Annotated in this window: 7 protein-coding genes and 2 pseudogenes; 6 read left to right on the forward strand and 3 right to left on the reverse strand. The window is 35.4% G+C overall.

The window, feature by feature from the left end:
- Window positions 1–49: 49 nt before the first annotated feature.
- On the reverse strand, window positions 50–1,348 hold the full coding sequence (locus AC3WVZ_RS27265; protein ID WP_233935687.1) for an MFS transporter: 1,299 nt from the start codon (window positions 1,346–1,348) through the stop codon (window positions 50–52).
- Between the two features lie 326 nt (window positions 1,349–1,674).
- Between AC3WVZ_RS27265 and lytS the strand changes: the two genes are divergently transcribed.
- The 6 genes and pseudogenes from lytS to msrB all read left to right on the forward strand — a co-directional run bounded on the left by lytS (window position 1,675) and on the right by msrB (window position 7,877).
- Window positions 1,675–3,444 (forward strand): two-component system sensor histidine kinase LytS, encoded by a 1,770-nt coding sequence (lytS, locus tag AC3WVZ_RS27270; protein ID WP_000933565.1) that lies wholly within the window; start codon window positions 1,675–1,677, stop codon window positions 3,442–3,444.
- Window positions 3,422–4,162: pseudogene (locus tag AC3WVZ_RS27275) on the forward strand (LytR/AlgR family response regulator transcription factor). The gene lytS and the pseudogene AC3WVZ_RS27275 overlap by 23 nt, the downstream one beginning before the upstream one ends.
- A 132-nt stretch (window positions 4,163–4,294) precedes the next feature.
- Window positions 4,295–4,726 (forward strand): antiholin-like murein hydrolase modulator LrgA, encoded by a 432-nt coding sequence (gene lrgA / locus AC3WVZ_RS27280; RefSeq protein WP_043937447.1) that lies wholly within the window; start codon window positions 4,295–4,297, stop codon window positions 4,724–4,726.
- A 35-nt stretch (window positions 4,727–4,761) separates the two neighbouring features.
- Window positions 4,762–5,454 (forward strand): antiholin-like protein LrgB, encoded by a 693-nt coding sequence (gene lrgB, locus AC3WVZ_RS27285; protein ID WP_000168869.1) that lies wholly within the window; start codon window positions 4,762–4,764, stop codon window positions 5,452–5,454.
- A 322-nt stretch (window positions 5,455–5,776) separates the two neighbouring features.
- Entirely contained in the window at window positions 5,777–6,820 is a 1,044-nt protein-coding gene (locus AC3WVZ_RS27290) for an AI-2E family transporter (protein ID WP_001166010.1), read from the forward strand.
- A 91-nt stretch (window positions 6,821–6,911) separates the two neighbouring features.
- Window positions 6,912–7,877 carry a peptide-methionine (R)-S-oxide reductase MsrB gene (msrB, locus tag AC3WVZ_RS27295; RefSeq protein ID WP_233935689.1) on the forward strand — a complete coding sequence of 322 codons (966 nt, stop codon included), beginning with the start codon at window positions 6,912–6,914 and terminating at the stop codon, window positions 7,875–7,877.
- A 119-nt stretch (window positions 7,878–7,996) separates the two neighbouring features.
- On the opposite strand, the pseudogene AC3WVZ_RS27300 reads toward msrB, so the two are convergent.
- Window positions 7,997–9,366: pseudogene (locus AC3WVZ_RS27300) on the reverse strand (IS1182-like element ISBth7 family transposase); the annotation flags it as partial.
- Between the two features lie 136 nt (window positions 9,367–9,502).
- On the reverse strand, window positions 9,503–12,619 hold the full coding sequence (locus AC3WVZ_RS27305) for an efflux RND transporter permease subunit (RefSeq protein WP_233935690.1): 3,117 nt from the start codon (window positions 12,617–12,619) through the stop codon (window positions 9,503–9,505).
- Window positions 12,620–12,676: the final 57 nt, after the last annotated feature.

Below are 12,676 nucleotides of genomic sequence, written 5' to 3' on the forward strand. Positions count from 1 at the left end.
AAAACGTAAAAGAGGAAGCATCTTAAATGAGATGCTTCCTCTTTTACGTTTAATCTAATACTTTTCCCTTTGTTTCTGGTACACATAGTAGCATTGTAATTAACCCGATTGGGTAGATGATAAAAATCAAGGACAATGCTCCAAGTAGGTTGCCACCTGTAGCAAGTAAGCCAATAATAACAGGCCCAAATCCAGCTAGTCCACGTCCTGTACCGAAAATAAAGTTTTCGGCGGTAGAGCGAGCTTCAGCAGGATAGTTTTCAGCTAAAATTGCTCCAAATCCTCCCATCATTCCATTTGCAAAGAATCCAAGCAATGCACTTCCCCATAATAATAATGTTGAATCTGTGAATAAGAAGAAGTAAATGAGACAGTATACTGTACCGCCAATATAATAGATTGCAAAAGTTTTACGTCGACCAATTTTATCAGCTAGAATACCAAAGATTGCAATTCCAATTAGCATACCGATGGTAGAAATGAACATCCAGCCACTTGCTTTTGCTAATGTATAGTTATATTTATTTGCTAAAATAGTGGGCATCCATGTGAAGATTCCGTAATATCCGAAGTTTTGGATGAACGACATAATACTAAGACCAATTGTTGTAATTGTTACTTTTTTATTGGCAAATAACTTTCGAAGTGGAAATTTTTTTATATGTTTTAGTTGTTCTGCTTCAGTAGTTGTTAATTTACCTGCAGCTTCTTTTTGCAATAGCTCCTTTTTGTAGCGTTGTTTTTGCTCCCATATTTTCGGTTCACTTAAACTTTTACGGACATAGACAGCTAGTAAAGCTGGAATTAATCCAAATAAGAAAACGGCTCTCCATCCAAAGTGTGGGACAATAAATGCTGGAAGGAGTGAAGCAATCAGTACACCAAATTGCCATCCAAGTGCAACAACAGATGTCGCTTTAGCGCGCATTTCTTTAGACCATGTTTCTGTTACGATGGCCATTCCGATTCCGAATTCACCACCAACTCCCATTCCAACTAAAAAGCGCAGAATTAATAATTGCCAGTAGTCTGTTGCGAAATAAATGAGTGCGGTTGCTAGTGAAAACAGTAAGATTGTGAAGGCCATTGTACGAATACGGCCAAATAAATCAGCAATAAATCCAAATAAATAAGAACCAATTAACATTCCTATTGTGGTAGCTAAAGTTAAGTTTCCGCCTTCAACAGGACTTAAGTGAAACTCTTTTAAAATATAGACAAGTACGAACGATAATAGCAACATATCTAAACCTTCTGCTGCATATCCTAGCGCAGAACCAAATAATGTTTTATATCTTTTCGCTTTTGTCTCCTCTGTTGTTTGTTGTACATCAGTAGTGACGTTCATTATTACTCCTCCTTATTTTCTACAGTCGCTATGGAAGAATAACAAAAGGCCTTCTCACCTGATATGATGAGAAGGCCAAAAAAGCATACGTATCCCCAAGAAAAGAACATACGTATATTGTATTCCGACTTCCTTCTCAACCTCACGGGGTTGGGTTAAAGGACTGTATTATATTACTTTATTTTTAGCACTCTTCTATATGTATTGTCAAATAAAGAGGAAGTTATTATGTGTAAAATATTTCAAAAAACATTTCGTTCTTCTTGACGCCGACTTCATTATTTTCCCATAATAAAACTAACTAAATAAAAAGGAATGAATCAAAGATGCTAAATTTAGTACTCATGATGATTGAACGAGTCGGACTTATAGTTATTTTAGGATTTTTACTCTCTCATATTAAAACTTTCAGACGCCTCCTTCATAAACAGGATGGCTATGTAGATAAGCTTAAGCTTATTTGTATTTTTTCGGTATTTACAATTGTAAGCAATTACACTGGGATTGAAATAGCAGGAAATACGATTATGAATGAAAATTGGTTACAAGGTGTTTCATCATCGAGTACCATTGCGAATACACGTATTATGGGTGTTGGAATTAGTGGATTGCTTGGTGGTCCTATCGTCGGAATTGGGGTAGGATCAATTGCTGGTATTCACCGTTATATGCTTGGAGGGACGACAGCTCTAAGTTGTGCAATCTCGTCAATTTTAGCAGGTGTTATAACGGGGTATATTGGATACATTTTCAAAAAGTATAATCGTACAATTACTCCTAAGTTTTCAGCGATTTTAAGTGTTTTTATCGTTTCTTTAGAAATGATTATGATCCTATTAATTGTAGAGGATGGAATGAGCATTGTGAAAACAATTGCGATACCAATGATCCTTGTAAATAGTTTTGGAAGTTTTATTTTACTTTCTATGATACAAGCTATTTTGCGTCAGGAAGAGAACGCAAAGGCACTTCAGACTCATAAGGTATTACGTATTGCAGATAAAACGTTACCATATTTTCGCCAAGGCTTAACAGAAGAATCATGTAAGCATGTGGCACAAATTATTCACCGTTTTACAGGAACAGATGCGGTATCCTTAACAGATACAGAGAAAATATTAGCTCATGTTGGATTAGCATCAGATCACCATATTCCTTCACATAGTTTAATAACTGGTTTGTCGAAAGAAGTTTTACATACAGGGCAAATAATGAAAGCAAAATCACGTGAGGTCATTAATTGTCAACATGAAGGATGCCCTTTGCAAGCGGCGATTGTTATTCCACTAACTTCGCATGGAAATACGATAGGGACATTAAAACTGTATTTTAAAAATCCTAACCAGTTAAGTCGCGTTGAAGAAGAATTAGCAGAAGGGTTAGCAAAAATATTCTCCACGCAGTTAGAGTTAGGAGAAGCTGAGTTGCAAAGTAAATTATTGCAAGATGCAGAGATAAAAGCATTACAAGCGCAAATTAACCCGCACTTTTTATTTAATGCGATTAATACAGTATCAGCTTTATGCCGAACAGATGTAGAAAAAGCAAGGAAGTTATTATTACAGCTTAGCGTATATTTCCGATGTAATTTGCAAGGGGCACGTCAGTTATTGATTCCACTAGAACAAGAATTAAACCATGTACAGGCATATCTATCCTTAGAACAAGCAAGGTTCCCAAATAAGTATGAGGTAAAGATGTATATTGAGGACGAGCTAAAGACAACTTTAGTACCACCATTTGTTCTTCAACTATTGGTTGAAAATGCATTGCGACACGCTTTTCCGAAGAAGCAACCAGTATGTGAAGTAGAAGTGCATGTTTTTGAAAAAGAGGGTATGGTTCATTTTGAAGTAAAAGATAATGGACAGGGAATTGAGGAAGAACGTTTAGAACAATTAGGAAAGATGGTAGTTTCGTCAAAGAAAGGGACTGGAACAGCTTTATATAATATTAATGAACGTCTTATTGGATTATTTGGAAAAGAAACGATGCTTCATATCGAAAGTGAATTAAATGAGGGGACAGAGATTACTTTTGTTATTCCAAAAAAAGTAGGGGAGGAAGAACAGATTGTTAAAAGTATTAGTAGTTGACGATGAAATGTTAGCACGTGATGAACTAAAGTATTTATTAGAGAGAACGAAAGAAGTTGAGATAATTGGTGAGGCTGATTGTGTGGAAGACGCATTAGAAGAACTAATGCAAAGTAGACCAGATATTGTGTTTTTAGATATTCAATTATCCGATGATAACGGATTTGAAATCGCCAATATATTAAAGAAGATGAAAAATCCACCTGCAATTGTATTTGCTACTGCCTATGATTAATATGCACTGCAAGCATTTGAAGTAGATGCGTTAGACTACATTTTAAAACCATTTGATGAAGAGCGTATTGTGCAGACATTAAAGAAGTATAAAAAACAAAAACAATCGCAAATAGAAACGAAGCACGAAATAAAGGGGACAGATGTAACAGTAGAGATGCATAAATTAGCATTACCAATTGAAGAATCAATCGTACTTGTTAATATTGAAGATATTGTATATGTAGGACTTGTGGACGGAAAAGTGACAGTAAAAACAATGAGGGAAACATATGTAACACACGATACACTTGTGATTTTGGAAAAGAAGTTGCCGCAAGTAAGTTTCATGCGTGTTCATCGTAGCTTTATTGCAAATATTAATCATATTACTGAAATTCAGCCATGGTTTAACTCTACTTATAATTTAATTATGAAAGAAGGATCAAAAGTACCTGTTAGTCGTACATATGCAAAAGAACTCAAGAAGCTGCTTCGTATTTAAGGAGCAGCTTTTGTATTTCATCCTTTTATATTTGTAACTGATTCTGTATATTTGACGTTCTGTTATGTAAACGCTTACTTAGGCGGTTATATTCTATACAATAAAGGTACCAAATCGAAAGAGGTGGCCAAAATGAGTACGAAAAAAGTATATAGTTTCTTATCACAAGCATTCATATTTTCAGCTATTATGTTAATTTCTAATATTATTGTAACACATTTACCAATTCCAATGCCTTCATCGGTAATCGGGTTAGTTATTTTATTTAGTCTATTATGTTTAAAAGTTATTAAATTGGAGCAAGTTGAATCACTCGGAACAGCTTTAACAGGTATTATTGGATTCTTATTCGTCCCATCAGGTATTTCAGTTATTAATTCTCTTGGTGTAATGGGGCAATACTTTGTACAAATTTTAACTGTAATTGTTGTAGCGACAGTTATTTTACTCGCTGTAACAGGATTATTTGCACAATTTATTTTAGGAAAAGATGAAAAAGAAACAGAAGATACAAAAGAATTGAAAGTAGTAAATAAAGGACGCAAGCACGGAAAGGTTGCGTAACCATTGTATTTATATATTGTTGGGAGGTAATGAAAATGGCAAGCACAATGACTCCATATTTCGGAATCGTCGTTTCATTAATCGCATACGGAATCGGAACATTATTATTCAAGCATTCAAAAGGGTTCTTCCTATTTACACCATTATTCGTAGCGATGGTATTAGGGATTGTATTTCTAAAGGTAGGTAACTTTACTTTTGAAGAATATAATACTGGCGGAAAAATGATTAGTTTCTTCTTAGAGCCAGCAACAATTGCATTCGCTATCCCACTATATAAACAAGTTGATAAGTTGAAAAAATATTGGTGGCAAATTTTATCAGCTATCGTGGTTGGATCTATTTGCTCAGTAATTGTCGTGTTCATTGTTGCAAAAGCAATCGGTTTAGATACAGCAGTAATGAATTCAATGCTACCACAAGCAGCAACAACAGCAATTGCGTTACCAATTTCAGAAAGTATTGGTGGTATTCCAGCAATTACATCGTTTGCAGTTATTTTCAACGCAGTTATCGTATACGCATTAGGAGCATTATTCTTAAAAACATTTAGAGTGAAACATCCGATTGCAAAAGGTTTAGCACTTGGAACAGCGGGTCATGCATTAGGAGTTGCAGTAGGAATTGAAATGGGTGAGGTAGAGGCAGCGATGGCAAGTATTGCTGTAACGGTAGTTGGGGTTGTAACAGTAGTTGTCATCCCAATGTTCATGCCATTCATTGGATAGTAAAACTTACTTAAAAAATAAGAAAAGCAAGCTATTTGTAGAACAGATTTCTACTGATAGCTTGCTTTTTATGTTACAGTAGTGGTAAGACCTATTAAAAAATGTAAGTTTCCTTAAATCTTCATTAATACTATGTAGAATACGTTTTGAATTAGGTCATTGTATTGTAAAATAAGAAGTAGGCTACTATATACCTGGTAAGGTAGGCATATAATGAGTTTATAAAAATCTTAATATGAATGAATAATTAAAAGTAGAAAAGAGAGAGAAATCTACTTATTAACGTTTTAGTTTATAGGACAGGAGAGAGTATTCGTCGATTATGCAAATAAAAAACCTGTTTCAAAGCAAAGGATTTCAGAGGTTACTCGTATTAGTAATACTTGCTCTCGTGTTATACGGGCTGCAAAGTATGTTGAATTTAATATTAATTACGTTTATTCTCACGTATTTAATGGATCGATTCCAAAAGTTTATTTCACGCAAATTAGATCATTTCATGCCTATTAATCGAAAAATTATTATAGCATTTCTATATGTAATGTTAATTGGTGGAATTGCTATTACGCTATTTAAATATTTACCAGTATTGACGATACAAATTTCACAACTGATTTACCAATTCAATGTATTTTTAAGAAACCCACCAGATAGTGAACTAATTAAGTATGCAGTTAATGCTGTCAATCATATGGAGCTTTCTAAATATGTAGGACAAGGCGTAGACATTTTGTATAAATCGATTACGAATGTTGGTAAATTTGGCCTTCAAGTTTTACTTTCTTTAATTTTGAGTTTGTTTTTCTTATTAGAAAAATCTCGTATTGTCGGTTTTACTGCAAAGTTTAAAGAAAGCAGGCTTGCAATTTTCTATACTGAAATTGAGTACTTCGGAAAGAAATTTGCACGTTCATTTGGAAAGGTAATCGAAGCGCAATTTTTAATTGCTGTTGTTAACTGTGTTCTTTCAGTTATCGCATTATGGATATTAGGATTCCCGCAATTATTAGGTTTAGCGTTAATGATTTTCTTGCTTGGCTTAATTCCAGTAGCGGGGGTTATCATTTCGTTATTCCCACTTTGTATGATTGCTTACAATATTGGCGGTATCATGTACGTTGTTTATATTTTGGTTATCGTAACAGTGATTCATGCGCTTGAAAGTTACGTATTAAACCCGAAGTTTATGTCGCAAAAAACAAATTTACCGATTTTCTATACATTTATGGTATTAATCTTCTCAGAACACTTCTTAGGTGTATGGGGATTAATTATCGGTATTCCAATCTTCATCTTCTTATTAGATGTTTTAGACGTGACAAGTGATGAAATGGAGAAGGATGTTGGAAAAAATAAAGTGAAGTAAAGAAAAAGCATCGATGTTCGGTGCTTTTTCTTTTATAATATGATGTTTCTTATGCCATACTGTAAGCAGAACATAGAATAGGGGTGAAGTAATGGCTGTAAATGAAAAGATAGAATTGGCTACATTTGCTGGAGGGTGCTTCTGGTGTATGGTTTCGCCATTTGAAGAGATGGAAGGGATTATAAAGGTTGTTTCTGGCTATACAGGTGGTCATAAAGAGAATCCAACGTATAAAGAAGTATGTTCAGAAACGACGGGACATTATGAGGCAGTACAAATTACATTTGATGCAAATAAAATACCGTATGAGGAATTGTTAAATATATATTGGAGACAAATTGATCCGACCGATATTGGTGGACAATTCCACGACCGCGGACAGTCTTATGAAACGGTGATTTTTTATCATAATGAAGAACAACATAAAAAAGCAGAGGCCTCAAAAGAAGAGCTTGAGCAGAGTGGACGCTTTTCAAAACCAATTGCGACAAAAATACTACCAGCAGCTACATTTTATCCAGCTGAAGAATATCACCAAGGATACCATAAGAAAAACACATTCCGCTATGAGTTATATCGTAAAGGCTCAGGACGAGATGCTTTTATTAAGCAACATTGGCCAAAGGATAATGCTCATTTAAAAGAAAAACTCAATGAGATGCAGTATTATGTAACACAGGAAAATGGTACAGAACCACCATTTCGAAATGAGTATTGGAACCATAAAAAGGAAGGTCTTTATGTAGACATCGTTTCAGGTGAGCCGTTGTTTACTTCTCTAGATAAATTTGATAGTGGATGTGGATGGCCTAGTTTTACAAAACCAGTGATGTCAGCAAGTGTGAAAGAAAAGATGGATGTGAGTCATAATATGACACGTACAGAAGTGAGAAGTAAAGAAGGAGATTCACATCTTGGGCACGTATTTCCAGATGGTCCAGGACCAAATGGCCTTCGTTACTGTATTAATTCGGCAGCTCTTCGATTTATTCCAAAAGAGGAATTAGAGAAAGAAGGCTATGGCGATTTCCTAATCTTGTTTGGAAATAAAAAATAACCTCGCAGTTAGCGAGGTTATTTTTTTCAGAGTGTTGGGAAACCCTTTAGGGTTCCCAACACTCTGGAATCTTTTTTGATTTTAGCGAATAAAAACAACATAAAATAATAGAATTTTAAAAAATAGCCCTCCACCTGACCCTTTTTGGTCAGGTGGAGGGCTATTTTTTTCATGTTTTGACAAGCTGCGGTGAGATAAGCTTGCATTTGGACAGACTTCAGCCCTCGAAACCGGGCATAGCGGTAGCCATGTAGTTCTTTGGCGTCTGCAAAGCTTCGCTCTATAGTGGAACAGCGTACTTTATACAACCTTTTCCCTGTAGCTGTTAGCTTGTTTTTTCTAGCAATATCCTTATATTTCTCCCACACATGATGAGTGATAACTTTTTGTTTTTGTTTCTTTGAAAAGCACACCTCACGTAACGGACAAACAGCGCAGTCTTCTGGATTCGATTTGTATTGACGGTATCCTTCACGATCAGTTGTTACATATTCTAGAATACATCCCATCGGACAAGCGAAAACATTCATTTCTTCTACATATTTAAATTGGCTTTTCGGTACTTCTTTATTCCGTTTTCCAAATCGGCGATACCCCATCACCATAAATATATTCCGTTCTGATAGTTTCTTACAGATATATCCTGTAAAATAGCCAGCATCAAGGGCAACAGCTTCTACTTTGAAGTCGAATTTATCAATCTGAGCTTGGAGGCGTGCTAAATACGGCTCGGAATCTGCCATATTTCCAGCCGTTACATAGGTATCTGTAATAATATTGTACTTCGCATCAGTCGTACGATGATCCAAGAAATGAAAACCATTTGGTTTTCCATCTCTCATTAAAAATCCACTATCTGGATCCGTTGTACTTATACGAGTTTTTTTGGTAGGGGTATCACTTTCCTTTCTAGGTTTTAATTCTTTTTTCCATGTACCTCACGATCTTCGATTACCGCAGCTTCTAGCTCGTCTATATAAAACTTTGCTTTTTCTTTTTTATATTTATGTACAAATTTATTTTTATTGGCATTGGCCTTAATATGTGTAGAATCTGTCATCAGTGCACGTCCTCCTACCATCCGGTGCTCCGTCGCTTGTCTCACAATCTCATCAAAAATTTCTTCGAAAATATTTGTATGAATAAAACGAGTACGACGATTCCAACTGATTGTAGAGTGATCCGGAATAGTATCCGATAGAGAAAACCCTAAAAACCAACGGTAGGCAATATTCGTTTTAATTTCCTTTTCCAATTGACGCTCAGAACGAATACCGTAAAAATATCCAATAAACATCATCTTAAATAAAACAATAGGATGAATGGACGGGCGTCCATTGTTTTCACAGTAATAAGGGCGTAACTTCTCTTCAATAAAATCAAAACTAATTGTCGCTTCAATTGCACGAAGGAAATGATCTTGTGGAACCAACTCTTCTACAGAAACAGATACACGCTCATCACGATGATTTTTTAAAGCACCCATCATAAAAAATCTCTCCTTTTCCTCTTTTTTATCAGTGTTGACACATAAAAAGAGGTTCAGACACAAAAACAGGCTGTGGAGAAGACTTTCTCCACAGCCTGTAAAAAATAACCTCGCAGTTAGCGAGGTTATTTTTTTGTTATTTTGTTTTTTTCTTTTTAAATTTGCTTAATACTTCATAAACGATTGGAACAATAAGAAGTGTTAATAACGTTGAACTTGTTAATCCACCAATTACCGTTACGCCAAGTCCTTTAGAAATTAAGCCACTACCTTCAAATCCTAATGCAAGCGGGATAAGAGCACCGATTGTTGCAATTGCAGTCATTAAAATTGGACGAAGGCGTGTTGCACCAGCTTCTAATAAAGCTTCACGTGTTGATAGTCCTTCATTTTCCTTATGAATAACGCGGTCGATAAGCACGATTGCGTTTGTTACAACGATACCGATTAACATAAGCGCACCAATCATTGCAGATACACTTAATGTTTCACCAGAGATTAATAAGGCAACAAGAGCCCCAATAATTGTAAATGGTAGCGAGAATAAAATTGCGAATGGTGCTAGGGCACCACCAAATGTAACGACAAGAACGAAGTATACAATGGCAATCGCAGCTAACATCGCTAAGCCAAGTTGTTTGAATGATTCTTCAATATCTTTAGTAACACCGCCCATAGAAACATCTACACCAGAAGGAAGATCCATTTTATCTACTTCTTTTTGTACTGCAGCAGATGCTTTTGAAACGTCATCAGATGTTAATTTGGCACTAACCTCTGCATAAACACGTCCATCTCGGTGTGTTACTGTATTCGATGTTTCACCTTCTTTTACAGTCATAACATCTTTCACAGCTACTTCATTACCAAGTGGTGTTGTAATTTTGCGATTTGTTAAGTCATCGATTGTTTCATAATTTTGTTTTTCAGCTTCTACATATACATTGATATCTTTACCGTCTTTTTTAATTGTTGTCAGAACAGGGCGATCATGTTGATTAGAAAGTCCCATTCCAATTTGAGCAGCCGTTAAGCCCATTTTACTTAGCTTTTCTTGATCTGCGACTAAAGTGTACTCTGCATATGTTTTTGCAATACTAGAATCTATATCTTTTAAGTCTTTATTTTTCTTCATGATATTTTGAATATCTTTTACGACAGGCTTAATGTCTTCTGAGCTATCTCCGTAAACGTATAGTTTAATTTCATTACTACCGCCACTTGCTCCGAAGTCTTGGTTTTTCCATTCGCCTTTGCCAGACATCTTCTGTAAATCTTTAACGACTTGTTCTTTCTCTTTTTCGAAGTTTTTCGTGTCGTTATCATATTGCACGAAGAACATTGCTTGGTTTGATTGACCAGGACTCATTGGATTCTCTCCACCTAATGAGAACTGAATTGTTTTGACGTCTTTATTATCTTGGAAGTGCTTCTCAGCTTTTGTTGCAATTTTTTCAACGTCTTCTAACGTTTGACCTGGTTCAGGATTATATGTTGCAATAATCATTTTTTCTTCTTCAGAAGGTAAGAAACTTACACCGATAACTGGTACAAGTGCAAGACTACCAACTAATAGAAGGACAGCGATACTTGATGTAATAATTTTGTGATTTAAAGCCCATGCAAGTATGCGTTTATACCCATTTGCTAATTTACTTGGTTTTTCTTCATGATGTACTTCTTTTTCCCTCATGCTCTCTTTCTTAAATAAGGAATGAGCTAGCATCGGTACGATTGTAACTGCTACTAGTAATGATGCTAATAAAGCGAAGACGATAGTTAAGGCGAATGGTAAGAACATTTCACCAATCATACCTTTTACTAGTCCAAGCGGTAAAAATACAGCAATTGTTACAATGGTGGAAGACATAATTGGGATAAACATTTCTTTCGTAGCTTCACGAATTAAATCTTTTCCACGTAATTTCTCTTCTGATAACGACATACGTCGGTAAATATTTTCAATAACAACAATTGAGTCATCGACAACGCGGCCTATAGCAACGGTCATTGCTCCAAGTGTCATAATGTTAAGCGTAATATCCATTTGCTTTATGACTAAAACAGCAATTAATAAAGAAAGTGGTATTGAAACGACAGAAATTAACGTTGTTCGAATATTTCGTAGGAACAGCATAATAATAACAATCGCAAAGATAGCACCGAAAATTGCTTTGCTCAGCATTGTTTCAACTGATTTTTCAATAGGTGCACCTTGGTCGAATGTTGAAATGATCTCTAAATCTTTATATTTTTTCTCAAGATCTTTTACTTTATCTTTTACTGCATTTACAACATCAACTGTATTTGCATCAGAGGCCTTCACAATTTGAATTCCAATTGCTTCTTTTCCATTTGTTCGAGAAATAGATTCTGCTTTCCCAACTTCTTTAATGTCAGCAATTTCGTCTAATGTAACTGTTGGAATCCCGTTCATAGCAGCTGGATTCATTTGCGGCGTTTGTGCACCAGCGCCAGCATTTTGACTACCTTGACCGTTAGGTGAGGAAGGTATAGCTGGGATTTTAAGTTCTTTTAACGCTTTAATCGTTGTAATCTTGCCATCTACAACAACTGATTTTTCCGTGTCTTTAAATGTGTATAAGCCAAGTGGTAAAGATACATCCGATCCCTTAATCACATTTTTTACGGTATCTTCACTTAGTCCTAGTTCTTTCATTTTATCTTTCTTGAAGACAAGCTGTACTTCATCTACTTGTTGGCCAGCAATTTGAACAGATGCAACACCATCAAGTCCTTTTAATCCTGGTACAACATTTTTTTCTACATTTTCAGTTAAGGTAGCTAAAGATTCATTCTTACTTGCCACGCTTAACGAAATAACTGGAAAGGCATTGAAGTTTACTCGTGAAACTTTAGGATCTTTAACACCTTCTGGGAGTTTTACATTTGTGAGAGCTTCTTTAATTTCTGTTTCTGCTTTTTCCATATTTTTATCAAAATCGTATTCTACTTGAATAGAAGATGCGTTTTGAAAAGATGATGAACTCACAACGTTAACACCGCTTAAATTTTGTAGTTGTTCTTCCATTGGCTTTGAAACTTTATCAGCTACTTCTTCTGGTGTAGCACCAGGATAGACCGTAGTTACTGTCACAATCGGTGTTGTAATATCAGGGATTGTTTCCAGCTTCATATTGAGTCCAGAGTAGATCCCCGCAATAGTAACAATAATGGTTAGTAGCCAAACTGCGAACTTATTTTTTAACGAGAAATTGATGATTTTGTTCATGTTTGTGCTCCCTTTTTATTATATTGACCAACTGGTCAGTCTAATACATAATATAAC

This window comes from Bacillus sp. CPT56D-587-MTF (assembly GCF_058792335.1).

Bases quoted from the DNA above. Each gene is read 5' to 3' on its own strand.
- lrgA (WP_043937447.1), top strand. From the start codon at position 4,295: ATGAGTACGAAAAAAGTATATAGTTTCTTATCACAAGCATTCATATTT.
- AC3WVZ_RS27265 (WP_233935687.1), bottom strand. From the start codon at position 1,348: ATGAACGTCACTACTGATGTACAACAAACAACAGAGGAGACAAAAGCG.
- lrgB (WP_000168869.1), top strand. From the start codon at position 4,762: ATGGCAAGCACAATGACTCCATATTTCGGAATCGTCGTTTCATTAATC.
- msrB (WP_233935689.1), top strand. From the start codon at position 6,912: ATGGCTGTAAATGAAAAGATAGAATTGGCTACATTTGCTGGAGGGTGC.
- lytS (WP_000933565.1), top strand. From the start codon at position 1,675: ATGCTAAATTTAGTACTCATGATGATTGAACGAGTCGGACTTATAGTT.
- AC3WVZ_RS27290 (WP_001166010.1), top strand. From the start codon at position 5,777: ATGCAAATAAAAAACCTGTTTCAAAGCAAAGGATTTCAGAGGTTACTC.
- AC3WVZ_RS27305 (WP_233935690.1), bottom strand. From the start codon at position 12,619: ATGAACAAAATCATCAATTTCTCGTTAAAAAATAAGTTCGCAGTTTGG.